Source organism: Saccharopolyspora hordei, assembly GCF_013410345.1.
GTDB lineage: Bacteria > Actinomycetota > Actinomycetes > Mycobacteriales > Pseudonocardiaceae > Saccharopolyspora > Saccharopolyspora hordei.
In genome coordinates this window covers 945,647-968,318 of record NZ_JACCFJ010000001.1, presented here as the reverse complement: position 1 = coordinate 968,318, position 22,672 = coordinate 945,647, and the positions used below count along the sequence as shown (strand labels likewise).

The window sequence follows — 22,672 nt, the reverse complement described above, 5'->3', positions numbered from 1 at the left end:
CCCCGACACGCCGACAGATGGGGACAACCACCGTCCGCTGTGGACAGAGACGCAACTTCAATGAGGTTTTTTCAACTTGGTGTCTGGTTGGGTGGGTGTGGCGTGTCGGTGCGGGGAAAGTGGTGAAGCTCCTGGTAGCTGGGTTGTCGACCAAGATCAAACCAGCGCGCCAGGAGCTTCGGGTGTTGTTGTATCCGTCGACGATCGATCTGTCCACTACCACGCTGCGGTATGTCGCCGACCTGCTGCGGGCGCACCGCAGGGCTGTGGGGTCGCGGTGGCGCAAGCTGGCTGCCCATGAGCAGGCACGACTGGTGCTGGCGTTTCTGCGGCATGGCGACACCTACGCGCGGCTGGCCGCCGGGTTCGGCATCGGGGTGGCCACCGTCTACCGCTACATCCACGAAACCACCCGGCTGCTGGCCGGGCGTGCCCCCTCGCTGCAGGCGGCGTTGTGGCGGCTGGCCTGGACGCACAACAACTTCGCCATCCTCGACGGCACCGAGATCCGCATCAACCGTGTGGCGGCCAACCGCCCGTTCTACTCCGGCAAACACCGCCATCACGCCATCAACCTGCAAGGACTCACCGACCCCTACGGCAGGTTGATCTGGATCTCACCGGGCCTGCCCGCCGGGTCGGTCAACGACACCAGCGCCGCCCGCGCCCACCGCATCCCCGAGCTGGCCGAGAAAGCCGGGATCTGGCTGCTGGCCGACCGCGGCTACCACAAACTCGCGCCCGGCGTGATCACCCCCTACAAGAGCTGGCACGGGCCCCTGACCACGCCCTACACCGACGCCAACACCGCCCACGCCCGCATCCGCTGCCACGGCGAACGCGGCTTCGCCACCCTCAAGAACTGGCACGTCCTCGACCGCGTCCGCTGCAGCCCCCACCACGTCACCACCCTCGCCCAAGCCATCCTCACCCTCGAACACCAAACACGATGAAAAAACCTCATTTGAAATCGCACGTCCAACCTCAATGGCAGTTGCGGACGACGACGGGCGAGGTGTGGGGATGGCCTCAGGTGGCCGGGACGGTTGCGCGGTCCGGGGTGGCCGTCGCCGTGGCCTCGGCCTCCTCGGCTTCGACCGGGTTGGTGGGGCGGGCGGGACGGACGAACTTGTAGCCCACGTTGCGGACCGTGCCGATCATCGCGTCGTGCTCCGGACCCAGCTTCGCGCGCAGCCGCCGGACGTGGACGTCCACGGTGCGGGTGCCGCCGAAGAAGTCGTAGCCCCACACCTCCTGCAGCAGCTGGGCGCGGGTGAACACCCGGCCCGCGTGCTGGGCCAGGTACTTGAGCAGCTCGAACTCCTTGTAGGTGAGCTCCAGCGCCCGGCCCTTCAGCCGCGCGGTGTAGGTGGACTCCTCGATCACCAGGTCACCGACGGTCAGCGTCCCGTCACCGCTGCCGGCCGCGTCGCCGCGCCGCGAGGTGAGCAGGCGCAGCCGCGCGTCGACCTCCGCCGGGCCGGTGCTCGGCAGCAGGATCTCGTCGACCCCCCACTCCGCGCTGATCGTCACCAGCCCGCCCTCGTTGACCAGGGCGACCACCGGCACGTCACCGGCCGACAGCAGACGGCACAGGTCGCGGGCACCGGCCAGGTCGGTGCGGGCGTCGACCACGATCACGTCGTGCGCACCGCCCGGCAGGACCGAGCCCGGGTCGGCCGGCAGCACGCGCACCCGGTGCGGCAGCAGCGAGAGCGCCGGCAGGGCGCTGTCGCAGTCCGGTTCACTGGTGAGAAGCAGCAGTTCGGAGCTCATCTGGAGGGCCTCCGTCCCCAAGGCGGGAACCCGACGTCCGGTCAGCGATTGGCCAGCCGCACGGGCGCATGACTCGGCGTCGTTGCCTGTGGATGGCAAGGAGAATAACCGACATGCGCTCGAAAAACCCAGGTCCGACGGGCCGCGTCACATTTGTGAACGGCAGTGGACGCCGTGTTTCACCCATGTGTCGTCCCCGCCCGGTGGCGCTGTCGGCCGCCGACGGCACCGCGCTGTGCGGCCTGCTGCTGCCCGGTCCTGGGCTGCCCGCCGACCTGGGGTTCGTGGTCGGGCACGGCTTCACCAACCACACCCGCAAGCCCGCGATGCAGCGGATCGTGCACCGGCTGGCCCGGCACGCCCCGGTGCTCGCGGTCGACTTCCGCGGCCACGGCAGGTCCGGCGGCCGCACCACCGTCGGCCCGGCCGAGGCGCTGGACATCGACGCCGCCGCGGCGCGACTGCGCGAGCTCGGCTGCCGCACGATCGTCACGATCGGCTTCTCGCTCGGCGGGTCCGTGGTGCTCCGACAAGCCGCGCTGGGCACGCCGCCGGACGCGGTGGTCGCGGTGAGCAGCCCCGCCCGCTGGTGGGTGCGCGACACGCCCGCGATGCGCCGGGTGCACTGGCTGCTGGAACAGCCGCACGGCCGGTGGAGCGCCCGGCTGCTCGGCGTCCGCCTCGCCCCGCCCTGGACCGAGGTGCCGGTCTCGCCGATCGAGCTGGTCTCCCGCATCCGAGTGCCGCAGCTCATCGTGCACGGTGCGCAAGACCACTACTTCCCGGCGGCCGACGCGGTCGCGCTCAGCGAAGCGGGCGGCGGCGAGTTGTGGCTGGAAGAGGGCATGCGGCACGCCGAGAGCGCGACCACCCCGGACTTGGTGGACCGCATCGCGCGGTGGGCGGCCGTTACAGTGGGCCCACCCGATCGTGGCGACCGCTAGCGCGCCACCGCCCGTCCGCCGCCCTCGACAGAACGGACCGCTCGGTGAAGAAGCTCGTCATCGCTCTCGTGATCGTGGTGGGCCTGCTGGTCGCGGCCGACTTCGGCGGCGCGGCCATCGCCGAGTACCAGGTCTCGAAGAAGGTCGCCGAGCAGATGCGGCTGCGCGAGAACCCCGAGGTGCGGATCAACGGCTTCCCGTTCCTCACCCAGGTCATCGCCGGCAACTACCGCGACGTGCAGCTGGCCGCCGACGCGGTGCAGGCGGGCCCGTTCAACGAGGTCGGCATCGAGGCCGACCTGCACGGGGCGAAGGTGTCCACGTCCGAGCTGATCGCCGGCACCGCCGACCGCATCACCGTCGACGAGCTGGTCGGCCGGGTGAAGCTCCGGGCCTCCGACGTGGCCCGGCTGATCGGCATCCAGGACCTCACCATCGACCCGGCCACCAAGGACGCGCTGGCCGACGACGACGGCTCGCTCAGCGCCGCCGACGAGCAGCTCGCGGCCGGCACCGACCGCACCAAGGCGGTGGTGCAGCTCGACGGCACCGTGAACATCGCGGGCTCGGACAACAAGGTGCGGGTCATCGCGGTGCTGTCGCTGGTCGGCGGCACGATGCAGATCGAGCCGCGCAAGCTGGAGCTGAACAACAGCACCTTCGGCGCGATCGAGCTGCCGCCGATCTTCGAGAAGTCGGTGCTGGACCAGTTCAGCACCACCCTCGACCCCGGCGTGCTGCCGTTCGAGGTCGAGCCCACCGGGGTGCGCGCCGAGCGCGGCGCGCTGGTCGTCGAGGGCGTCGCCACCGACGTGACGATCAGCGGGGACGGGGTGACCACCGAGTGAGCCCGGGCGTTGCGGCCCTGCTGGTGGCCGTGGCCGCGACGCTGCTCGGCGGCGCGGTCTGGAAGGCCCGGCAGGGCAAGGTCCGCACGAACAACGGCGGGGAGAACGTGACCGACCTACTGCCCGAGGCGCTGCGGCAGCGCCTCGACGACGCGCCGGACGCGGCGGTGACGCTGCTGCAGCTGTCCACGACCTTCTGCGCCCCGTGCCGCCACACCCGGATCCTGCTCAGCGACTTCGCGCAGCGCACCGACGGGGTGCGGCACGTGGAGGTCGACCTCACCGACCACCCGGAGTGGTCCACGCCGCTGCGCGTGCACACCACCCCGACCACCCTGGTGCTCGACGCGCGCGGCCGTGAGCTGTTCCGCATCAGCGGTGTGCCGAACCGCACCGACCTGACCGCCGCCCTGCAGCCGCACCTCGTCTGACCGCCCCGAGCAGCGCGTTCGGTGCCGCGGTGATCACCCCACGGCGTCCCACCCTGTGAACATCCTTCCCGCCGATCGGCCCACGCGGTAACCTCCGGGTCGTGCATGTACTGCTGACCCGAAGGCGCGCGGTCGATCTCTGCCGCGTGGGTAGCAGCCTGTGTTGCGGACACTGACCGGGCGGTAGTACGTCTGCACCTCGCACGGCCAGTGCCGCGGCGCGAGTGCCTGCGTCCCCACCGCCTGACGGACTCGGCAGCCGAAGTCCACAGTCAGGAGGTCCCATGTCTGTCGGAACGCTCGACCCGCGCGGCGTCCGCTTCACCGCCGGGGTGACCAGCGTGATCCTCGCCTTGGGGCTGGTCACCACCAGCTGGCGGGTGCTGGCCGCCCAGACGGTGCTGTTCGGCATGTGCGCGTTCCTCGGAATGCGGCTCAACCCGTGGGGCTTCGTGTACCGGCAGGCAGTGCAACCGCGGCTCGCCCCGATCGACCCGGCCGAGCGCGAGGACCCGGAACCCGTCCGGTTCTCCCAGGGGGTCGGGTTCGTGTTCGCCCTGGTGGCCACCGTCGGCTACGCCGCCGAGTGGACCACCGTGGGGATCGTCGCGAACGTGTTCGCGCTGGTCGCCGCGTTGCTCAACGCGGTGTTCGGCTACTGCCTCGGCTGCCAGCTGTACCTGGTGCTCCGGCGCTTGGCGCCCGCCGGGGCGTCCACTCCAGACACCCGCTGATCCACTGACGATGAACGAAGGAGTCGCTCGATGAGCCGCGCAGATGTCCTGGTCTCCACCGAGTGGGCCGAGCAGAACCTGAACACCCCCGGGGTGGTGTTCGCCGAGGTGGACGAGGACACCACCGCGTACGACGGCGGCCACATCCCTGGCGCCATCAAGCTGGACTGGAAGAACGAGCTCCAGGACCACGTGCGCCGTGACTTCGTCGACCGCGAGGGCTTCGAGAAGCTGCTGTCCGCCAAGGGCATCAGCAACGACGACACGGTGATCCTCTACGGCGGCAACAACAACTGGTTCGCCGCCTACGCCTACTGGTACTTCAAGCTCTACGGGCACGCCGACGTCAAGCTGCTCGACGGCGGCCGCAAGAAGTGGGAGCTCGACGGCCGCGAGCTCACCAAGGAGGAGCCGAACCGGCCCGCCACCACCTACAAGGCGCAGGAGCCGGACACCTCGATCCGCGCGTTCCGCGACGAGGTCGTCGACGCGATCGGCAAGAAGAACCTGGTCGACGTGCGGTCGCCTGACGAGTTCGCCGGCAAGCTGCTGGCCCCGGCCCACCTGCCGCAGGAGTCCGCGCAGCGCGCCGGCCACATCCCGACGGCGATCAACGTGCCGTGGAGCAAGGCCGCGAACGAGGACGGCACCTTCAAGTCCGACGAGGAGCTGAAGCAGATCTACGCCGAGGCGGGGCTGGACACCTCCAAGGACACCATCGCCTACTGCCGCATCGGCGAGCGCTCCTCGCACACCTGGTTCGTCCTGCGCGAGCTGCTCGGCAACACCAACGTCAAGAACTACGACGGCTCCTGGACCGAGTACGGCTCGCTGGTGGGCGTCCCGATCGAGAACCCGTCCGAGTCCGCCGGGAACTGACACCCGGGCAGCCCTGGCCGAACCGACGGACCCGGTCGGCGTGGAGACCGCGGTCCTCGACCCGAAGGAGAGACGAGCATGAGCAGCGGATGCGGAGCCCCGCAGCAGTCGGCGACGGCGGTGCCCGAGGACACCGACCAGGTCGTGGTGGCCGGGAAGGTGCGGGCCGGGGACCGTCCGGTCGGCGGCGCCTTCGTCCGCCTGCTGGACTCCTCCGGCGAGTTCACCGCGGAGGTCGTCTCCTCCCCGGAGGGCGACTTCCGCTTCTACGCCGCGCCGGGTGACTGGACGGTCCGGGCCCTGCACCGCGAGGGCAACGGCCAGTCCAGCGTCACCACGTCGGGCCCCGGTGTCCACGCGGTGGACATCGCCGTCGCCTGACGGCAGCGACCACGAGGAGGGCGTCTCCTGCCGCTCGGCAGGGGACGCCCTCTTCGCACGTCAGCGGGCGTTCTTGGAGCGCAGCAGGGCGAAGGCGCGCTCGTCGCGGTCCTGGGCGCTGGGGTTGGAGTCCTCGGTGCAGCCGACCGTGGTGAAGTCGACCACCTCCCAGCCGGTGCGGTCGAACAGCCGGCGCAGCCCCGCCTCGCTGAAGATCCAGAAGTTGGTCGCGTCGTTGTTCGCCTCGGTCGGGTCCAGCAGGTAGGCCACCGGCTGCTGCTGGATGCGGGTGCCGTCCGGGGTGAGCTGCGCGATCCGGGTCGAGACGAAGCACAGGTCCGCGCGCCGGGCCAGCTGCTCGAGCACGAAGAACGGGTTCTTCAGGTGGTAGAGCAGGCCGAGGAAGAACACCGCGCCGTAGTGCTCGGCGGGCAGCTCGAACTGCGCGTCCAGGTCGATCTCGTGCACCTGGACCTTCGAGTCCAGCTCGGTCACCAGCCGCCGCGCGCCGCGCAGGCCGTTGAAGTTGGTCGGCCCGTTGTCGATCACGTCCACCTGGCAGCCCAGCTCGGCTTCCAGGAAGAACCCGAAGTCGCCGTCGGCCGCGCCGATGTCGGCGACCCTGGTGCCCGCGATCCGGTCGAACACCTGCCGCTGGGGCCCGGTGAGCAGGGCGTCCAGGTGGAAGATGTTGGCCATCGTGTCGTACGGGTACCAGCCGAAGTCGCTGGGTGCGATCGCCTCCTTGCGCGCCAGCAGGTCCTCGCGGAAGGCCAGCGCCCGTTCGCGCAGCGTGTCGAAGTCCATGTGCTCCCCGTCTCGGCCGTCGGTGCCCGCCAGATCATGCCCGACGCCACACTCCGCCGGGCCCGTTCGGTGGTTATCCTTTGCCCGTGGAACTTATCGACTTCCTGCACTACGGCCTCGTCACCCTCGTCGGCCTCGCCGCGGTGGCCACCATCTGGTTCGCCTGCTACGTGGTGTACCGCCTGTTCACGGACTGACCTGGGACGACCGGTAGCCTCCTCACCGTGACTGACACGCCGAAGGAACCGCAGCGCGGCAGCGGAGACGCCGCGGTCGCCGCAGCCGCCGAGCGCGCCAAGCTCACCGCGCACCGGAACCTGCCCGAGTTCGAGGACCTGCCCGGCCCCGGCGACACGGCCAACCTGCGCATGGGGCCGTCGCTGGACGACGCGTGCCTGTCGCTGCTGCCGCTGGTGGGCGTGTGGCGCGGTGAGGGCGAGGCCTCGCACCCGTCGCTCCCGGAGACCTACCGCTTCCTCCAGCAGGTCACCATCGCGCACGACGGCCGCCCGTTCCTGACCTACGAGAGCCGCGCGTGGCGGCTCACCGGGGAGGGCGGCGACGTCGTCGGTCCGGCGTTCCGCGAGACCGGCTTCTTCCGCCCGCAGCCGGACGACACCATCGAGCTGCTGCTGCTGCACGAGACCGGGGTGGCGGAGATGTTCTTCGGCCGGCCGAAGAACCAGACCACCTGGGAGTTCGGCACCGACGCCGTGATGCGCACCCCGACCAGCGAGGACGTCGCCGCGGCCAGCCGGCTCTACGGCGTCGTCGAGGGCGCGCTCGCCTACGTCGAGGAGCGCGCGACCTCCGAGCACGAGCTGCAGCCGCGGCTGTCCGCCAAGCTCGACCGCGTCGTCGGCTGACCCCGCGCCGCAGGCGCGCCTCTCCCACCTCCACCGAACGGGTGTGCTCCGCGCGGTTCCGCCGGGCACGGTGCGGCACCCGGGCCGGACCGGGGTCACGGTCCCGCCCGGGACGGTGACCCCACCGGGCGGACGGTCAGTAGTTGGACTCGTAGAGGTCGGTGAGTTCCGTGTGGAGGTCGGGGTCGGTCTTGACCGTGGTGCCGTCGATGGTGTGCACCTGGGTCACCAGCCGGACGCTGGAGCACATCCACACCCCGTCCGCCTCGAACAGCGACGAGGCCGGGAACTTCGACACCTCGGTCCGCCACCCCGCCCGCTCCGCGGCGCGGAACAGCGCTCCCTGCGTGGTGCCCTGGAGGATGCCGGAGCTCGGCGGGGTGGTCAGCAGGGTCTTCCCCTGGGCGATCACCACCGTCGAGGTCGGGCCCTCCAGCACCGAGCCGTCGGTCGCGGTGAAGATGACCTCCTCCGCGCCGCGCGCCTCCGCCTCCCGCATCGCGGCCATGTTCACCGCGTACGACAGGGTCTTGGCGGACAGCAGCAGCCAAGGCGCGCGTTCCTTGAGGTCCGGCGCGTAGCCGCGCTCCAGCGTCACCGCCGCGACGCCGTCCCGCCGCTTGCGCCGGGTGTCCTCGCCGACCTGCATGCCCATCGCGAAGCCGTGCGGCGTGCCGTCGCCGCCGTCGATGCCGCGGGTGCACACCAGCTTGAGGGCCATCTCCGGGTCGGTGTCCCACGGCCAGTTGTCGATCACCGCCTGCACCGCCCGCTCCCAGGCCGCGCGTTCGGGCAGCTCCATCTGCATGAGCCCGGCGGAGCGCTCCAACCGGTCCAGGTGGGGGCCGATCTCCCGCGGCTGGCGGTCGGCGACGAGGATCGTCTCGAAGATCCCGTCCCCTCGCGTCACCCCCAGGTCATCGGCGCGGAACAGCGGTGCCTGCGGGTCGACGATCGTCCCGTCCAGAAGTGCCAGTACGCGCATGCCGCGAGCGTAGAGCTTCTGGCGCCCGGTGTCGGCCCGGGTCGCGCACGTCGGGCAGTCCTCGCCACGGAGTTACGATCGAGCATGCCGACCGGAGCGCGCCGAGCACAGGAGCGGGCATTGAGCGACGAGGCATCGCTGCGCAGCACCCTGCACCAACGCGGCATGCGCATGACGCCGCAGCGCCAGCTCGTGCTCGACGCCGTTCGCGAGCTCGGCCACGCCACGCCCGAGCAGGTCTGCCGGAAGGTCCAGGGCACCGCCTCCACGGTCAACATCACCACCGTGTACCGCGCGCTCGACCTGCTGGAGGAGCTCGGCCTGGTGCGGCACACGCACCTCGGGCACGGCGCGCCCACGTACTCCGTCGAGGAGCACGAGCACGTCCACCTCGCCTGCCACCGCTGCGGTGCGGTCGACGAGGTGCCGACCGAGACGCTCGACGACCTGGCCGAGCGACTGCACCGCTTGCGCGGCTTCGAGCTGGACGCCAACCACCTCGCGCTCTCCGGCACCTGCCGGAACTGCCGCAGGACCGAGGTGGGATGACCGCCCGCACGCCGCACCACCACATCGAGGAGCGCTGATGAGTTCACCCCTGTTGGACCTGCCGGGTGCGGTGCCCGCACCGGAGGACGCGGTGGACGTGGGCGTGCCCTGGCACTTCGGCGACCCGTTCGCCGAGCAGCGCTCCGCCAGCCGCTCCGCGGCGCTGGTGGACCGCTCGCACCGGCAGGTGATCGCGGTGCCGGGCGAGGAGCGGCTGAGCTGGCTGCACCTGGTGCTCTCGCAGCACATGACCGAGCTGCCGGACGGCCAGGGCACCGAGGCGCTGGTCCTGGACAGCCACGGCCGCGTGGACTGCCACCTGATGGTGGCCCACCACGAGGACGTGGTGTACCTGGACACCGAGGCCGGCGCGATGGCGACCAGCGCGCTGCCCACCATCGGGGTGGACGGCAAGCAGACCGTGCTGGAGTACCTGGAGGCGATGCGCTTCTGGTCGAAGGTGGAGCCCCGGGACGCCACCGCGGAGCTCGCGGTGCTCACCGCGCTCGGCCCGGACGCGGGCGGCGTCCTCGCCCAGTTCGCGGCGGTGCCGTCCCGGCCGTACGCGGTGACCGCGCTGCCCGGCGGCGGGTTCGCCCGCAACGTGCCGTTCCGCTCGCTGCCGACGATCGACCTGGTGGTGCCGCGCGAGTCGCTGGTCGAGTGGTGGACGAAGCTGACCGACGCGGGCATCCGCCCCTCCGGCACGCTCGCCTTCGAGGCGCTGCGGGTGGAGGCGCTGCGGCCGCGGGTCGGGCTGGACACCGACGACCGCGCGATCCCGCACGAGCTGGGCTGGGTGCACGTCGCGGCGCACGTGGCCAAGGGCTGCTACCGCGGCCAGGAGACCGTGGCGAAGGTGCACAACGTGGGCAAGCCGCCGCGCCGCATGGTGCTGCTGCACCTGGACGGCTCGGTGGAGGTGCAGCCGGAGACCGGCGACCCGGTGTGGCACGGCGACCGCAAGGTCGGCCGGGTCGGCAGCGTGGTGCAGCACCACGAGCTCGGCCCGGTGGCGCTGGCGCTGCTCAAGCGGTCGACGCCGGTGGACGCCGAGCTCGTCGCCGGGGACCCGGAGCAGGACCGGGCGGTGGCCGCCGCGGTCGACCCCGACTCGGTGCCGCCGGACAGCGGGGAACCGCCGGGGCGGGTCGCGGTGGAGCGGCTGCGCGGCCGGTAGCCGGCGGGTTCCGCTTTCGCAAAGACATCGCATGGAGTGTTGGCGAGTTCCGCCGAGTTGCCGGAGGATGGCCACGTGATCGAAGTCCGCCCGGGTGGACGGCGCCGCATCGACAGGGTCCTGTCCCCGGACTACACCAGTGGTATCGAGAACCTCGAGCTGAGCGAGGTCCGCGCCCTGCGGGACGAGGCGGCGCAGGAGGAGACCGACCTGTCGTACCTGCGCCGCGTGCTGCACGCGCGGATCGACATCGTGCGCGCCGAGCAGCGGCGCCGGGTCGAGGGCGGCTCGACCTCGGTGGTCGAGCAGTTGGTGAACATCCTGTCGGACAACGCGGTCGGACCGGCGACCGGTTCCGGCCGCTACCAGACCACCGAACCCTCGCGGGCCGAGGCGCACCGCAGGCACGTGGAGGCGCTGGTCTCCGACGTCGACCTCTCCGACGTGACCTCGCTGTCGGAGGCGAAGCTGGAGCAGGCGCTGCAGGCCTACACCGCCGAGGAGGACTCGGTGTCCCAGCGCCGCCGCGAGGTGCAGGCCGTGGTGGACCGGCTCAACGCCGAGATCGCCCGCCGCTACCGCGAGGGCGCGGCCTCGGTGGACGACCGGCTGGCAGAGGAGCGGGACCGGCGATGACCACGTCCACAGTGGACGCCACGGCATGAGCGGGGACACCTACACCCACGGGCACCACGAGAGCGTGCTGCGCTCGCACCGCTGGCGCACCGCCGAGAACTCCGCCGCGTACCTGCTGCCGCACCTGCGGCCGGGCACCGAGGTGCTCGACGTCGGTTGCGGGCCCGGCACGATCACCCACGACTTCGCCGCCCTGGTCGCGCCCGGGCGCGTGCTGGGCGTGGACAACGTCGAGGAGCCGCTGGAGCCGGCGCGCCGCGGCGCGGCCGAACGCGGCCTGGACAACGTCACCTTCGCCCGCGCCGACGTCCACGACCTGCCGCACGCCGACGGCTCGTTCGACGTGGTGCACGCGCACCAGGTGCTGCAGCACCTCAGCGACCCGGTGGCGGCGCTGCGCGAGATGCGGCGCGTGTGCCGACCCGACGGGGTGGTGGCGGCCCGCGACGCGGACTACGGCGGCATGCGGTGGTTCCCCGAGAACCCGGGCCTGGACCGCTGGCAAGCGCTCTACCGCGAGGTCGCCCACCGCAACCGGGCGTTCCCGGACGCCGGCCCGCGGCTGAAGGCGTGGGCGCGGGAGGCGGGCTTCCGGGAGGTCACCTGCACCGCGACCGCGTGGTGCTTCGCCACGCCCGACGAGCGCGCCTGGTGGGGCGGGCTGTGGGCGGACCGCGTCCGCGAGTCCGCGTTCGCCGAGCAGGCGCTGCGGCACGGCCTGACGACCCGCGCGGAGCTGGAGGACCTGGCGGCGGCCTGGCACGCCTGGGTCGACGCCGAGGACGGCTGGTTCGCGGTCCCCAACGGCGAGGTGCTCTGCCGCCCCTGAGGCGTCAGTTGTGGCGTTCCCGCGCGGCGAACTCCGACCAGAAGTCGCGGAGCGCCTCGTAGCGGGTGGCCACCTCCTCGGCGTCGTCGGCCTCCATGGCGTCGACGATCGCGTGCACGTCCTCGGCCGAGGTGTCGGCCTCCAGGTCGCTGTCGCTCATCAGCTGCACCAGGCCGCCGTAGTCCAGCTCGACCGCCGAGTGCGGGTGGAACCGCTCCAGCCAGCGCCCGGTCTCGCGCAGGATCCGCGTCGGGCCCTCCTCGCCGATCGACTGGCGGCCGATCGCGTGCGCCCGCGCCACCCGGCGGCGGGCGTCGGCCATCGCCACCCGCCAGCACACGCGGCGGCGGTCCCGCTCGGTGAACACGCAGCGCTCCGCGGGGTCCACCAGCACGAACCAGGGCAGCGGCACGGTCCAGGTCGACGACAGCACGTGCACCGCGCTCCCGGCCAGCTCGCTGACGACCGCGCTGGCGCGCACCTTGGCCTGCTCGGCGGGCACCGACAGCGCCGCCGCGCGCAGCGGCAGCTCCGCGTCGCCCAGGAACCCGACCAGCGCCGCCGCGGCCCGGCCGCGCAGGTCCAGCGGGCAGACCAGCGGCGCCGGGCCGACCGTGGCCGCGGGCGCGGTCGGCACCTCCTCCGGGTCGAGCACCAGCACGTCCCGCTCGCCCTGCACGCTGCCGTCGGGCGCCTCCCCGGGCAGCAGGCGCGGCGGGGCGGCGAGCTGGCTGCGCAACCAGACGTCCTGCTCCCGCAGCCCCGCGTCGAACGGGTCCACCGGACCCCGGTCGATCGCCGCCGCCAGCTCCTCGCGGAGCGGTGCGTCGAAGGACGACAAGGGCTCGTACACCCTCAGGTAGGCGACGAACGGCTCAGGCACAGCAGCATCGTGCCAGACAGCCGGGACCTGCCCGCCGCCGACTCGCGGACGTGGCAGAACGGCGGCGAGGCTGACGTCACCCAAGACACGGCCACTCAGACTCGGCACCACGTCGCGTTCAACCGCCTCGACACGGTACGGTAGTTACAGGAAACGTTGTCGAGATCATGCGGGGCCGACTTTCCCCTGTCCGCCCCGCACACCCTGTGCGAGGGGGTCGAGCCATGGGGCGCGGCCGGGCTAAGGCCAAGCAGACGAAGGTGGCCCGCGAGCTGAAGTACAGTTCCCCGTCCATGGACATCGAGGCGTTGCAGCGCGAGCTGTCCGGCTCGGAGTCCCGCGAGTGGTCCAACGAGGACCGCGAGGACTCGCACGACGACGGGTACGACGACTACGACTACGGCCGGCGCTGAAGCACGTCTCCACCGAGACAGCCGTTTTCGCACAGCTCCCTCGGTGGACACATGCGTCGCACGTCGTTCGTCTCGCCCGAGACGTGGGAATTGACGAACTCGCAGGTCCCACACAGGAGGAAGCTCACCTGAGTGGCGTCGCCGGGACACCGGTGACGCCACTCACGTGCGTCTGCCTCGTGGAACAGCAGCCGAGCGGTGGCGCACCGCTCGGCTGGCTGCGTTGACGACCCGACCGAGGCTTCGAGCGCGCACACGCGTGCGGCCCGACCGGGGTGTCCCGACCGGGCCGCACGGCACGTCAGGCCGGCGAGGCGGGCCGCCTCTCGGCGAAAGGCGCTGCGAGGCTCCAGCCGAACGGTGTTCCCCGCAGGCGATGGTTGGGGCCCGGGGGCACCGCACTCGCCGGCTCCCGGTTCAACGACCGGGCCGGTCCGAGGATTCCCGACCGAGCGGGTGAATGCGGCGCCGGCGCCTCAGAACCGCGGGTGGTTGCCGCGCAGGACCACCCGGTCTTGCTCGCCCGCCTCCTCGACCGTCGGCTGCTTGGCGATCTCGCCCAGCACCCACGCGGGGACGTGGCGGGCGGTGAGCACCGCGAGGGCGCGGTCCACGTCCTCGGCGGTCACCACCGCGACCATGCCGATGCCCATGTTGAAGGTGCGCTCCATCTCCGCGGCCTCGACGCGGCCGCGCTGGGCGATCAACCGGAACACCGGTGCCGGGGTCCAGCTGCCGCGGTCCAGCACCGCGGTCAGGCCCTGGGGGATGACCCGCGCCAGGTTCTCCGCCAGCCCACCGCCGGTGACGTGCGCGAACGTCCGCACGCCCGCCTCGGCGGCCAGCGCCAGGCAGTCCTTGGCGTAGATCCGGGTGGGCTCCAGCAGCTCCTCGCCGAGGGTGCGGCCGAACTCCTCGACGTGCCCCTCCAGCGGCATCCGGGCGATGTCCAGCAGCACGTGCCGGGCCAGCGAGTAGCCGTTGGAGTGCAGGCCGGACGAGCCCATCGCGATCACCACGTCGCCGGGCCGCACCTTGTCCGCGCCGAGCATCGCGTCCGCCTCGACCACGCCCACGCCGGTCGCGGAGATGTCGTACTCGCCGGGCGCCATCATCCCGGGGTGCTCGGCGGTCTCGCCGCCCAGCAGCGCGCAGCCGGCCTGCACGCAGCCGTCCGAGATGCCCTTGACCAGGTCGGCGATCCGGTCCGGCACGACCTTGCCGACAGCGATGTAGTCCTGCAGGAACAGCGGTTCGGCGCCGCACACCACCAGGTCGTCGACCACCATCGCGACCAGGTCGACGCCGACGGTGTCGTGCTTGTCCAGCGCCTGCGCCACGGCGAGCTTGGTGCCCACCCCGTCGGTGGACGAGGCCAGCACGGGCTCCTTCCAGCGGTCCAGCTTGAGCTGGAACAACCCGGCGAACCCGCCGAGCGAACCGAGCACCTCGGGCCGCGTGGCGCGCTGGGCCCACGGGCGCATCTTCTCGACCGCTTCGTCACCGGCCTCGATGCTCACCCCCGCCGCGGCGTAGGTGGCTTTCGGGCTCTCGGGCTGGGTAGACCCCGCGAGCAGGTCTTCGGACACGACTGGCTCCACATTCTGGTCAGTTGCGATTCGCCGGACGCGCATGTGTAGCACGGACAACGCTACGCGTCGACGGTGAGATGGGGCACGGTTGCGCCAGCGGTCAGGGCCGCCGCAGCGCGTCGGCGGCGCCGTAGCTCGTCGGCAGCACCGGTTCGGCCGGCCCGGCCACGCCCCGCTCGGACCCGCCCTCCAGCAGGTACTTGCCGAGCTTGGCGTCGTCCGGCAGCGGGATCGGGTACTCGCCGTCGAAGCAGGCCGCGCACATCCGGGTGCGGGGCTGCTCGGTGGCCGCGACCAGGCCGTCCAGCGACACGTGGCCCAGGCTGTCCGCGCCGATGGAGCGGCGGACCCCGTCGGTGTCCAGGCCGTTGGCGATCAGCTCGGCGCGGGAGGCGAAGTCGATGCCGTAGAAGCACGGCCACTTCACCGGCGGCGACGCGATCCGCACGTGCACCTCGATGGCGCCGGCCTCGCGCAGCATCCGGACCAGGGCGCGCTGGGTGTTGCCGCGCACCACGGAGTCGTCCACCACGACGAGCCGCTTGCCGCGGATGACCTCGCGCAGCGGGTTGAGCTTGAGCCGGATGCCCAGCTGGCGGATGGTCTGCGAGGGCTGGATGAAGGTGCGGCCGACGTAGGAGTTCTTCACCAGGCCCTGGCCGTAGGGGATGCCGGAGGCCTGCGCGTAGCCGATCGCCGCGGGCGTGCCCGACTCCGGCACCGGGATCACCAGGTCGGCGTCCACCGGGTGCTCCTTGGCCAGGCGGCGGCCGATCTCCACGCGGGCGCCGTTGACCGAGCGGCCGGAGATGGTGGTGTCCGGGCGGGCCAGGTAGACGTACTCGAAGATGCAGCCCTTCGGCTGCGGGTGGGCGAAGTGCTGCGAGCGCAGCCCGTCGCCGTCGATGGCCAGCAGCTCGCCGGGCTCGACCTCGCGGACGAAGGAGGCGCCGACGATGTCCAGCGCGGCCGTCTCGCTGGCCACCACCCAGCCGCGCTCCAGGCGGCCGAGGACCAGCGGGCGCACGCCGTGCGGGTCGCGCACCGCGTAGAGGGTCTCCTCGTCGCAGAAGACCATGGAGAACGCGCCCCGGACGGTCGGGAACAGCTCCATCGCCGCCTGCTCGACGCCCAGGTCCGCGGCGCGCGCCGCGAGCAACCCGGTGACCAGGTCGGAGTCGGTGGTGGCGCGCTCGCAGGCGTTGGCCGGGGAGGAGGCGTTGGCCGCCACCGTGTCGACGCCCTCGGCGACGACGCGCTCGTGCAGCTCACCGGTGTTGACCAGGTTGCCGTTGTGGCCGAGCGCCAGACCGGTGCCCGCGACCGTGGTGCGGAAGGTCGGCTGGGCGTTCTCCCAGGTGCCGCCGCCGGTCGTGGAGTACCGGGCGTGGCCGACCGCGACGTGGCCGCGCAGCGACGCCAGGGTCTGCTCGGTGAAGACCTGGCTGACCAGGCCGGTGTCCTTGTAGACCAGCACCTGCGAGCCGTCGCCGACGGCGATGCCGGCGGCTTCCTGGCCTCGGTGCTGGAGGGCGTAGAGCCCGTAGAAGGTGAGCTTGGCGACCTCTTCGCCGGGTGCCCACACGCCGAAGACGCCGCACTCCTCGCGGGGGACGTCTCGCTCGACTTCCGCGGGGCCGGGGAGGTCCGCGCACGTGCTGGTGTTGGCCGGTTCGGGCCGGTCGGTGACCACCGAGAACTCCCTGAGAGACGGAGCCGGAGTTACACCTCAGTGTAAACAGCGGGGCGCCGACCGAGCGCTCACCTGGCGGTGGCGGCCGTCTCACCGAGCCGCCGCTCGCGCACCGCGCGTGGCCGGGTGGCGACCCGGCGTGACGCTAGTCGTCGACGCGGACCAGGGGCAGCCACTGGGAGAGGTCGGCCCGGGTGCCGGAGGCGGTGAGGGCGCCCCGGTCGACCGCGTCGCCCCAGGCGAGCCGTCCGGTGGCCAGCAGCAGCCAGGTGCGGGGGTCGGTCTCGACGACGTTGGGCGGGGTGCCGCGGGTGTGGCGGGGGCCGGCGACGCACTGCACCGCGGCGAACGGCGGCACGCGCACCTCGACGCTGTTGCCGGGCGCGACCTGCTCCAAGGTCCGCAGGCTCAACCGCACCGCGGCGGCGAGCTCGGTGCGCGCGGGGCGCTGCGCGTCGTCGTCGAGCCAGCCCCGCACCGCCGCGACGGCACCACGCACTTCCCCAGGGTCAACGGCACGTCGACTCGCCATGCGGCCAGCCTACGAGGACCCCCACCCGCACCACTCCGACCCCGGTGCCCCCGCGGTCCAGGCGGGCGCTGCGGTTCCGCAACCGGCACCGCCGCGCAGCGCGAGCCGCGGAACCACCTAGAGCCAGCCGAGCTTGACCGCTTGCATGCCCGCCTGGAAGCGCGTCTCCACGCCGAGGCGGGCGATCAGCTCGCGCACCCTGCGGTGCGCGGTGCGGGCGCTGAAGCCCATCAGCCGGCCGATCGTGTCGTCCGTGGCCCCGGAGGCCAGCAGCGACAGGATCCACCGCTCCTCCTCGGTGGGCTGCATCTCCTGGCCGGACAGCAGGTCCTGGGCCGCGGTGAACGGTGCGGCGAAGCGCCACATGTCGTCGAAGATCCGGCCGAGCGCGGCGAGCATCGCCGAGCTGCGCACCACCACCGCGCTCTCCACGGTGTCCTGGCTCACCGTCAGCGGCATCAGCGCGATCTCGTTGTCCACCATGATCAGCTTGGTCGGTGCGACGTGGATCACGCGCGCCTGCTCGCCCTGGGCGACGAGCTTGGTGGTGATGTCCAGCTGCGGCGGCAGCGCCAGCGCGGACCGGTCGTAGAGCACTTGGTACTGCACGCCTTCGGCGAGCTTGCGGGATTCCAGGGAGTCCAGCGGTCCGGTCGTCACGTAGGGCGGCTTGGCCACTCCCTGGACCAGGTGCGTGGCGTTGCTCTGCAGCTCGTAGGCCGCCCAGCCGACCCGCTTGGCCCCGTGCACGACCTGCAGCACGCCACCGTTGCCGGACTGGGCTCGCGCAGCGCGGGTGACCGAGGCGACCTGCGCCCGCACGGCCCGCTCGGTGAGCGGCTCAGTGGCCGCCGTCTCCCTGGCCGGTGCGTCGACCGCGGTCGACGTCTGCGCCAACTCCTCGGTGTATCCGAGCACGGCACACTCCTCCTCGTGTGCCCTGGCAGCACCGATTCAGAACCGGTACCGCGTGGACACTGAACACCCCCGTTGATGGAAACGTATCCACCGGGAACGGTCGCTGGAACCGACTTTCGCAGGATGGCTCGCAGCGACCTTGGATTGACCCCGAACGGCCTCGTCCCGGCGTCCCCCGAATGCAGCAGCGAACGACGGCGCGGGCCCTCCCCGATCGTCGTCAGGAAGGGCCCGCGGTCGCATGTCGCTACCGGATCACAGGTCGCCGATCTGCAGCAGGTCGGTGATCGTGCCGGACGGCGCGTTCTCGATCTTGCCGGTGGCCGCCTGGCCCTGCAGCGCGGAGATCACGTCCGCCGGGGCGGCGTCCGGGTTGGCCTCCAGGTACAGGGCGCCGACGCCGGCCACGTGCGGGCTGGCCATCGAGGTGCCGCTCAGCGCCTCGGTGCCGCCGCCCGGGACGGTGGAGACGATGTCCACGCCGGGCGCGTAGCCCTCGACGGTCTCGCCGTAGTTGGTGAACTCGGCGGAGCCGTCGTTCTCGTCCGACGCGGCGGTGGTGAACACGCCCTCAGCGCTGGCCGGGGACACGTTCGAGGCGTCCTGGCTCTCGTTGCCGGCCGCCACGGCGAGGAAGACGCCGCTGTTGACCAGGTTGGTCGCGGCCTCGTCCAGGGCCGGGTCCTTCGGGCCGCCCAGCGACATGTTCGCCACCGACGGGCCGCTGTGGTTCTCGGTGACCCACTCGATGCCGGACACGACCTGCTCGGTGGTACCGCTGCCGTCGTCGCCGAGCACCTTGACGCCGACCAGCTTGACGTCCTTGGCGACGCCGTAGGTGGTGCTGCCGATGGTGCCGGCGACGTGGGTGCCGTGCCCCTGGCCGTCGCTGCCGTCACCGCCGGTGGCGTCGAAGCCGATCTCGGCGCGGCCACCGAACTCGGGGTGCGAGACGTCGATGCCGGTGTCGATCACGTAGGCGGTGACGCCCGACCCGGAGCCGTTCGGGGAGTAGTCGCCGTCCAGCGGGAGGTCGGCCTGGTCGATGCGGTCGAGGCCCCAGGACTCGGCGGCCTGGGTCTTGGCCGGCTCGACCTGGATGCGGTAGCTCTCGGAGACGCCCTCGACCTTGTCGCTGGCGCGCACCGCGTCCAGCTGCTCGGGGGTCAGCTTGGCCGAGAACCCGTTGATGGCGGAGTCGAAGACGTGGCGGGCCTGGACCCCCAGCTCCTCAGCGACACCCTGGGCGGTGACGCCGTCCTTCAGGTTGACGATGTAGACGTCCGCGTCCTCGGCGCTCGTCACCTTGGCCTGCGGGTGCAGGTACAGCGGTGCGAGGTCGATCTGCGGCTGTGCGCCGGCGGGAGCCCCGGCGAACACGAGCGCCGCTGCGGCAACCCCTGCCCCGGTGCCGTAGAGCAGCTTCCTCATGTGTCCCCTCCTTCAAGGATTCGCTCGGGTGGGGCCGAGCGAAGGTGTTTCACGCCGGAACGTAACCAGGGAAAACACTCGTACGGGTGATGTTGGCGAATTGTCGCCACACAATCGGACGGAGGGGTGAACGCTTTCCCAGCTCTGGCTCTCTTACCGGGAATGAGCAGGCAAAATCCCGCCCGCCGCGATCAGCGGCGGGCGGGTGGGAGATCACGGGGCGGGCGCTCCACGACGGCCAGCACGCCGAGCCGGACGGTGCCCGTCCGCGTGCGCAGAGTGACCAGGAGTCAGGTCGCGGCGACCCAGCGCCGCAGCCGGAGGCGGACCGCCTCCACGTACTCCTCGGCCGAGCCGTCGGGGGCCACCCCGTAGCTCATGCCGTAGTGCAGGTACAGGGCGCGCTCCTGCGCCGGGGGCAGGTCGCCCTGGTCCAGGCAGACCCGGGGTGCCAGCCGGACCGCGTCCTTGCCGACCGCGACGGTGAGCGTGTCGCCGTCGAAGGCCGCGCCCTCCAGCGGCACGAAGCTCTCGTTGGTCCCGAAGAGTCCGGTTTGGACGGTGACCCAGGCGGGCTGCTCGGTCTCGTCCTCGATGAACAGCTGGCCGACGATGCCGATCCGATGACCGTCCGGGTCGAACACCTCGCAGCCGAACATCCGCAACGCTTCCCGCTGACCGATCATCGCCGCTCCCCTCCCCGGACCCTCTCGCCAGTTTCCCCCCGGATCCGGCGCAGCGGCACTTCGGAACGGCTGGTGCGGGGGCTCCTCGGCGCCGCCCCGGGACCGGGTGGGACCCTCGGAGTGGTGCCCTGCAGCAGCTGAGCACGAGATCGACAGCACGGAGCCGTCCATGTCCGAAGCGACCCCGCCCACCCCGCCGATCACCGACGAGATGCGGGCGCACGCCCGAGAGAACCCCAACAGCTGGCTCTACATCACCGACCCCGGCTACGGCACCGACGGCGGCGAGGTCCCGCCGGAAGGCATCGTGGGCGCCTTCCGGATCGACGCCAACGGCGAGATCGACGAGGAGTTCCAGCACAACGACCGCTACCAGCCGTCCAAGATGGTCACCGAGCGGCCCGAGCCGACCAACGAGCTGGAGCGGGTGCTGGTCGAGATCGCCGAGGGGCGCCTGGACGATTCCGCGCTGCCCGCAGCGGTCCTCGACGCCGAGCTGCTGCTCTACGCGCCGAGCGAGGACGACCGCATGCTCTACGCCGCCGAGATGTCCGACGGCAGCCAGCTCCTCCCGGCGTGCACCTCGGCCGGCCGGGTCCCCGAGGACTGGCCGGGTTTCCGCCGCGTGCCGGGCAGCGCGCTGCCGGAGCTGCTGGACGGGCTCGCGCTCGGGCTCAACCTGCACGAGGCGGTCCAGGCGGTGATCCCGCACAGCGTCCTGGTGCAGGCCGCGGCCGACCGGTCCTGAGCGCCTCGGTCGAACTGTGATCACCCCGCCGGGTGCCTACTCTCGGTGGGATGACGGGCGATCAGCGGCACCGCGAGCCGGGGCCGATCGAGGACTACGCCCTGCTGTCCGACCTGCGCACCGCGGCCCTGGTCGGCAAGGACGGGTCGATCGACTGGCTCTGCCTGCCCCGCTTCGACGCGCCGTCGTGCTTCTGCCGGCTGCTCGGCACCGACCGCGACGGGCACTGGCAGATCGCGCCGACCGCCCCGGTCCGGGAGGTGCGCCGCCGGTACCGGGACAACTCGCTGGTGCTGGAGACCGACTTCCACACCGACGACGGCGTGCTGCGGCTGGTCGACTGCATGCGCCCGCACGAGGCCGCCGACCACCGCGCCCAGCCGTGCCTGGTGCGGACCGTGCAGGGGATCTCCGGCGAGGTCGACGTCAAGCTGCGCTGGGTGGTGCGGTTCGCCTACGGCGAGTCGGTGCCCTGGGTGCGCCGGGTGCGCGAGACCGGGTCGGCGACCGACGAGTTCATCCTGGCCATCGCCGGTCCGCACACCGCGGTGCTGCGCGGGGACGTCCTGCCGCAGCGCGTCGAGCACGAGCGGGCGCACGAGCTGGTCCGCGCGGTGCGGGCGGGCGAGCAACTGTCCTGGACCCTGCAGTGGTGCCCGGACGCGGACGACCTGCCCGCGCCCGTCGACCCGGTCCGGGAGGTCGACGAGGCCGAGCGGTTCTGGCGGGAGTGGACCACGAAGATCTGCTACCGCGGACCGCACGCGCCCGCGGTGAACCGCTCGCTGGCCACGCTCAAGGCGCTGACCTACGCGCCCACCGGCGGGATCGTCGCGGCGCCGACCAGCTCGCTGCCGGAAGCCGTGCCGGGCGACCGGAACTGGGACTACCGGTACTGCTGGCTGCGCGACGCCACCCTGGTGCTGCTGGCGCTGGACGACTTCGGCTGCTCCGCGGAGGCGGCGGCCTGGCGCGACTGGCTGGTGCGCGCGGTCGCCGGCGACCCGGCCGACCTGCAGATCATGTACGGCGTCGACGGCGCCCGGCACCTGGTGGAGTGGGAGGCCGAGTGGCTGCCGGGCTACCGCGGCTGCGTGCCGGTGCGGTTCGGCAACGCCGCCTTCCGGCAGCTCCAGCTCGACGTCTACGGCGAGGTCATGGACGTGCTGCACCTGGCCCGGGAGCGCGGGCTGCCGGACAGCGCGGAGAGCTGGGCGTTGCAGCGCGGCATGCTGCGCCACCTGGAGAAGGTCTGGCGGCAGCCGGACCGCGGCCTGTGGGAGGTGCGCGGCCCGAGCCGCTTCTTCACGCACTCCCGGGTCATGGTCTGGGTGGCCTTCGACCGGGCGGTGCGCGCCGCCGAGGAGGACGGGCTGCCCGGACCGGTGCAGCGCTGGCGGGAGATCCGCGACGAGGTGCGCGCGGAGGTCCTGGAGCAGGCGTGGAACCCGGAGCTGCGCGCGTTCACCCAGTACTACGGCGGGCGCACGCTGGACGCGGCGACGCTGCTGATCCCGTCGGTGGGCTTCCTGCCCGGCGACGACGAGCGCGTGGTGGGCACGGTCGAGGCCGTGCAGCGGGAGCTGCAGCACCACCGGGTGCTGGTCGACCGGTACACGACCACCGATGACCACAACGAGGTGGACGGCCTGACCGGCCGGGAGGGCTCGTTCCTGGCCTGCTCGTTCTGGCTGGTCGACGCGCTGGCCTCCATCGGGCGCCGCGCGGAGGCCGAGCAGCTGTTCGGCGAGCTGGTGGCGCTGGCCAACGACGTGGGCCTGTACGCGGAGGAGTACGACGGCGAGACCGGTCGCTTCGCGGGCAACTTCCCGCAGGCCTTCAGCCACCTGGCGCTGGTCAACTCGGCGGCGGTGCTCTACGGCGGCCTCACCCGCGGCCAGCGCAGCCGCCGCGACGGCCGGCCCCGCTGA

Annotated in this window: 26 protein-coding genes; 16 read left to right on the top strand and 10 right to left on the bottom strand. The window is 72.1% G+C overall.

The window, feature by feature from the left end:
- The first annotated feature begins 182 nt into the window (after nt 1-182).
- Nucleotides 183-953: a transposase family protein gene (locus HNR68_RS04560; RefSeq protein WP_179724518.1), complete on the top strand. Its 771-nt coding sequence runs from the start codon at nt 183-185 to the stop codon at nt 951-953.
- Nucleotides 954-1,029: 76 nt separating this feature from the next.
- On the opposite strand, the gene HNR68_RS04555 is transcribed toward HNR68_RS04560, so the two are convergent.
- The gene (locus HNR68_RS04555; RefSeq protein WP_179717939.1) at nt 1,030-1,776 is read right to left on the bottom strand and encodes a winged helix-turn-helix transcriptional regulator; all 747 of its coding nucleotides are present in this window, start codon (nt 1,774-1,776) and stop codon (nt 1,030-1,032) included.
- A 203-nt stretch (nt 1,777-1,979) separates the two neighbouring features.
- Between HNR68_RS04555 and HNR68_RS04550 the strand changes: the two genes are divergently transcribed.
- From HNR68_RS04550 to HNR68_RS04525, 7 genes are all read left to right on the top strand, one after another.
- Nucleotides 1,980-2,720 (top strand): alpha/beta hydrolase, encoded by a 741-nt coding sequence (locus tag HNR68_RS04550; RefSeq protein ID WP_343049935.1) that lies wholly within the window; start codon nt 1,980-1,982, stop codon nt 2,718-2,720.
- 44 nt (nt 2,721-2,764) lie between these two features.
- Nucleotides 2,765-3,568 carry an LmeA family phospholipid-binding protein gene (locus HNR68_RS04545; RefSeq protein WP_179717935.1) on the top strand — a complete coding sequence of 268 codons (804 nt, stop codon included), beginning with the start codon at nt 2,765-2,767 and terminating at the stop codon, nt 3,566-3,568.
- Entirely contained in the window at nt 3,565-3,999 is a 435-nt protein-coding gene (locus HNR68_RS04540) for a thioredoxin domain-containing protein (RefSeq protein ID WP_179717933.1), read from the top strand. Before HNR68_RS04545 ends, HNR68_RS04540 begins: the two co-directional genes overlap by 4 nt.
- Nucleotides 4,000-4,100: 101 nt before the next feature.
- Nucleotides 4,101-4,175 (top strand): putative leader peptide, encoded by a 75-nt coding sequence (locus tag HNR68_RS27560; protein WP_350945149.1) that lies wholly within the window; start codon nt 4,101-4,103, stop codon nt 4,173-4,175.
- A 108-nt stretch (nt 4,176-4,283) separates the two neighbouring features.
- The gene (locus tag HNR68_RS04535) at nt 4,284-4,733 is read left to right on the top strand and encodes a DUF4395 domain-containing protein (protein WP_179717931.1); all 450 of its coding nucleotides are present in this window, start codon (nt 4,284-4,286) and stop codon (nt 4,731-4,733) included.
- Between the two features lie 30 nt (nt 4,734-4,763).
- Nucleotides 4,764-5,612: a sulfurtransferase gene (locus tag HNR68_RS04530; RefSeq protein ID WP_179717929.1), complete on the top strand. Its 849-nt coding sequence runs from the start codon at nt 4,764-4,766 to the stop codon at nt 5,610-5,612.
- 78 nt (nt 5,613-5,690) lie between these two features.
- Nucleotides 5,691-5,993, top strand: a complete 303-nt coding sequence (locus HNR68_RS04525; RefSeq protein WP_179717927.1) for a DUF1416 domain-containing protein — start codon at nt 5,691-5,693, stop codon at nt 5,991-5,993.
- Nucleotides 5,994-6,053: 60 nt separating this feature from the next.
- On the opposite strand, the gene HNR68_RS04520 is transcribed toward HNR68_RS04525, so the two are convergent.
- On the bottom strand, nt 6,054-6,800 hold the full coding sequence (locus HNR68_RS04520) for a class I SAM-dependent methyltransferase (RefSeq protein ID WP_179717925.1): 747 nt from the start codon (nt 6,798-6,800) through the stop codon (nt 6,054-6,056).
- A gap of 224 nt (nt 6,801-7,024) precedes the next feature.
- Between HNR68_RS04520 and HNR68_RS04515 the strand changes: the two genes are divergently transcribed.
- Nucleotides 7,025-7,666, top strand: a complete 642-nt coding sequence (locus HNR68_RS04515; RefSeq protein WP_179717923.1) for a heme-binding beta-barrel domain-containing protein — start codon at nt 7,025-7,027, stop codon at nt 7,664-7,666.
- A gap of 136 nt (nt 7,667-7,802) precedes the next feature.
- Here HNR68_RS04515 and HNR68_RS04510 read toward each other — a convergent pair whose 3' ends face one another.
- Nucleotides 7,803-8,651, bottom strand: a complete 849-nt coding sequence (locus HNR68_RS04510) for an aminodeoxychorismate lyase (protein ID WP_179717921.1) — start codon at nt 8,649-8,651, stop codon at nt 7,803-7,805.
- A gap of 120 nt (nt 8,652-8,771) precedes the next feature.
- Between HNR68_RS04510 and HNR68_RS04505 the strand changes: the two genes are divergently transcribed.
- From HNR68_RS04505 to HNR68_RS04490, 4 genes are all read left to right on the top strand, one after another.
- Nucleotides 8,772-9,200, top strand: a complete 429-nt coding sequence (locus HNR68_RS04505; protein WP_246330388.1) for a Fur family transcriptional regulator — start codon at nt 8,772-8,774, stop codon at nt 9,198-9,200.
- 37 nt (nt 9,201-9,237) lie between these two features.
- Nucleotides 9,238-10,380 carry a CAF17-like 4Fe-4S cluster assembly/insertion protein YgfZ gene (ygfZ, locus tag HNR68_RS04500; RefSeq protein ID WP_179717916.1) on the top strand — a complete coding sequence of 381 codons (1,143 nt, stop codon included), beginning with the start codon at nt 9,238-9,240 and terminating at the stop codon, nt 10,378-10,380.
- A gap of 75 nt (nt 10,381-10,455) precedes the next feature.
- Complete coding sequence (locus HNR68_RS04495; protein ID WP_179717914.1) at nt 10,456-11,016, top strand: RsiG family protein; 561 nt, start codon at nt 10,456-10,458, stop codon at nt 11,014-11,016.
- Nucleotides 11,017-11,041: 25 nt separating this feature from the next.
- Nucleotides 11,042-11,845, top strand: a complete 804-nt coding sequence (locus HNR68_RS04490) for a methyltransferase domain-containing protein (RefSeq protein WP_179717912.1) — start codon at nt 11,042-11,044, stop codon at nt 11,843-11,845.
- A 4-nt stretch (nt 11,846-11,849) separates the two neighbouring features.
- On the opposite strand, the gene HNR68_RS04485 is transcribed toward HNR68_RS04490, so the two are convergent.
- A complete protein-coding gene (locus HNR68_RS04485; protein WP_179717910.1) occupies nt 11,850-12,728 on the bottom strand; it encodes a DUF8083 family protein in 879 nt (292 codons plus the stop codon).
- Between the two features lie 224 nt (nt 12,729-12,952).
- On the opposite strand from HNR68_RS04485, the gene HNR68_RS04480 reads away from it, so the two are divergent.
- A complete protein-coding gene (locus HNR68_RS04480) occupies nt 12,953-13,141 on the top strand; it encodes a DUF3073 domain-containing protein (RefSeq protein ID WP_179717908.1) in 189 nt (62 codons plus the stop codon).
- Between the two features lie 476 nt (nt 13,142-13,617).
- On the opposite strand, the gene purM is transcribed toward HNR68_RS04480, so the two are convergent.
- From purM to HNR68_RS04450, 6 genes are all read right to left on the bottom strand, one after another.
- Nucleotides 13,618-14,730 carry a phosphoribosylformylglycinamidine cyclo-ligase gene (purM, locus tag HNR68_RS04475; RefSeq protein ID WP_179717906.1) on the bottom strand — a complete coding sequence of 371 codons (1,113 nt, stop codon included), beginning with the start codon at nt 14,728-14,730 and terminating at the stop codon, nt 13,618-13,620.
- 103 nt (nt 14,731-14,833) lie between these two features.
- The gene (purF, locus tag HNR68_RS04470) at nt 14,834-16,426 is read right to left on the bottom strand and encodes an amidophosphoribosyltransferase (protein WP_179717904.1); all 1,593 of its coding nucleotides are present in this window, start codon (nt 16,424-16,426) and stop codon (nt 14,834-14,836) included.
- A 145-nt stretch (nt 16,427-16,571) separates the two neighbouring features.
- Complete coding sequence (locus HNR68_RS04465) at nt 16,572-16,958, bottom strand: sterol carrier family protein (protein ID WP_179717902.1); 387 nt, start codon at nt 16,956-16,958, stop codon at nt 16,572-16,574.
- Nucleotides 16,959-17,075: 117 nt separating this feature from the next.
- The gene (locus tag HNR68_RS04460; RefSeq protein ID WP_179717900.1) at nt 17,076-17,876 is read right to left on the bottom strand and encodes a DNA-binding response regulator; all 801 of its coding nucleotides are present in this window, start codon (nt 17,874-17,876) and stop codon (nt 17,076-17,078) included.
- Between the two features lie 255 nt (nt 17,877-18,131).
- Nucleotides 18,132-19,307: a S8 family peptidase gene (locus tag HNR68_RS04455; RefSeq protein WP_179717898.1), complete on the bottom strand. Its 1,176-nt coding sequence runs from the start codon at nt 19,305-19,307 to the stop codon at nt 18,132-18,134.
- 290 nt (nt 19,308-19,597) lie between these two features.
- Complete coding sequence (locus HNR68_RS04450; protein WP_179717896.1) at nt 19,598-19,993, bottom strand: PRC-barrel domain-containing protein; 396 nt, start codon at nt 19,991-19,993, stop codon at nt 19,598-19,600.
- A gap of 169 nt (nt 19,994-20,162) precedes the next feature.
- Here HNR68_RS04450 and HNR68_RS04445 point away from each other — a divergent pair, with 169 nt between their 5' ends.
- Both HNR68_RS04445 and HNR68_RS04440 read left to right on the top strand, forming a co-directional pair.
- Complete coding sequence (locus HNR68_RS04445) at nt 20,163-20,741, top strand: type VII secretion system-associated protein (RefSeq protein WP_179717894.1); 579 nt, start codon at nt 20,163-20,165, stop codon at nt 20,739-20,741.
- Nucleotides 20,742-20,791: 50 nt separating this feature from the next.
- Nucleotides 20,792-22,672 carry a glycoside hydrolase family 15 protein gene (locus HNR68_RS04440; protein ID WP_179717892.1) on the top strand — a complete coding sequence of 627 codons (1,881 nt, stop codon included), beginning with the start codon at nt 20,792-20,794 and terminating at the stop codon, nt 22,670-22,672.

Coding starts and splice junctions, on each gene's coding strand:
- HNR68_RS04535 (WP_179717931.1), top strand. CDS start 4,284: ATGTCTGTCGGAACGCTCGACCCGCGCGGCGTCCGCTTCACCGCCGGG.
- HNR68_RS04440 (WP_179717892.1), top strand. CDS start 20,792: ATGACGGGCGATCAGCGGCACCGCGAGCCGGGGCCGATCGAGGACTAC.
- HNR68_RS04480 (WP_179717908.1), top strand. CDS start 12,953: ATGGGGCGCGGCCGGGCTAAGGCCAAGCAGACGAAGGTGGCCCGCGAG.
- HNR68_RS04465 (WP_179717902.1), bottom strand. CDS start 16,958: ATGGCGAGTCGACGTGCCGTTGACCCTGGGGAAGTGCGTGGTGCCGTC.
- HNR68_RS04450 (WP_179717896.1), bottom strand. CDS start 19,993: ATGATCGGTCAGCGGGAAGCGTTGCGGATGTTCGGCTGCGAGGTGTTC.
- HNR68_RS04530 (WP_179717929.1), top strand. CDS start 4,764: ATGAGCCGCGCAGATGTCCTGGTCTCCACCGAGTGGGCCGAGCAGAAC.
- HNR68_RS04525 (WP_179717927.1), top strand. CDS start 5,691: ATGAGCAGCGGATGCGGAGCCCCGCAGCAGTCGGCGACGGCGGTGCCC.
- HNR68_RS04445 (WP_179717894.1), top strand. CDS start 20,163: ATGTCCGAAGCGACCCCGCCCACCCCGCCGATCACCGACGAGATGCGG.
- HNR68_RS04510 (WP_179717921.1), bottom strand. CDS start 8,651: ATGCGCGTACTGGCACTTCTGGACGGGACGATCGTCGACCCGCAGGCA.
- ygfZ (WP_179717916.1), top strand. CDS start 9,238: ATGAGTTCACCCCTGTTGGACCTGCCGGGTGCGGTGCCCGCACCGGAG.
- HNR68_RS04490 (WP_179717912.1), top strand. CDS start 11,042: ATGAGCGGGGACACCTACACCCACGGGCACCACGAGAGCGTGCTGCGC.
- HNR68_RS04555 (WP_179717939.1), bottom strand. CDS start 1,776: ATGAGCTCCGAACTGCTGCTTCTCACCAGTGAACCGGACTGCGACAGC.
- HNR68_RS04520 (WP_179717925.1), bottom strand. CDS start 6,800: ATGGACTTCGACACGCTGCGCGAACGGGCGCTGGCCTTCCGCGAGGAC.
- HNR68_RS04455 (WP_179717898.1), bottom strand. CDS start 19,307: ATGAGGAAGCTGCTCTACGGCACCGGGGCAGGGGTTGCCGCAGCGGCG.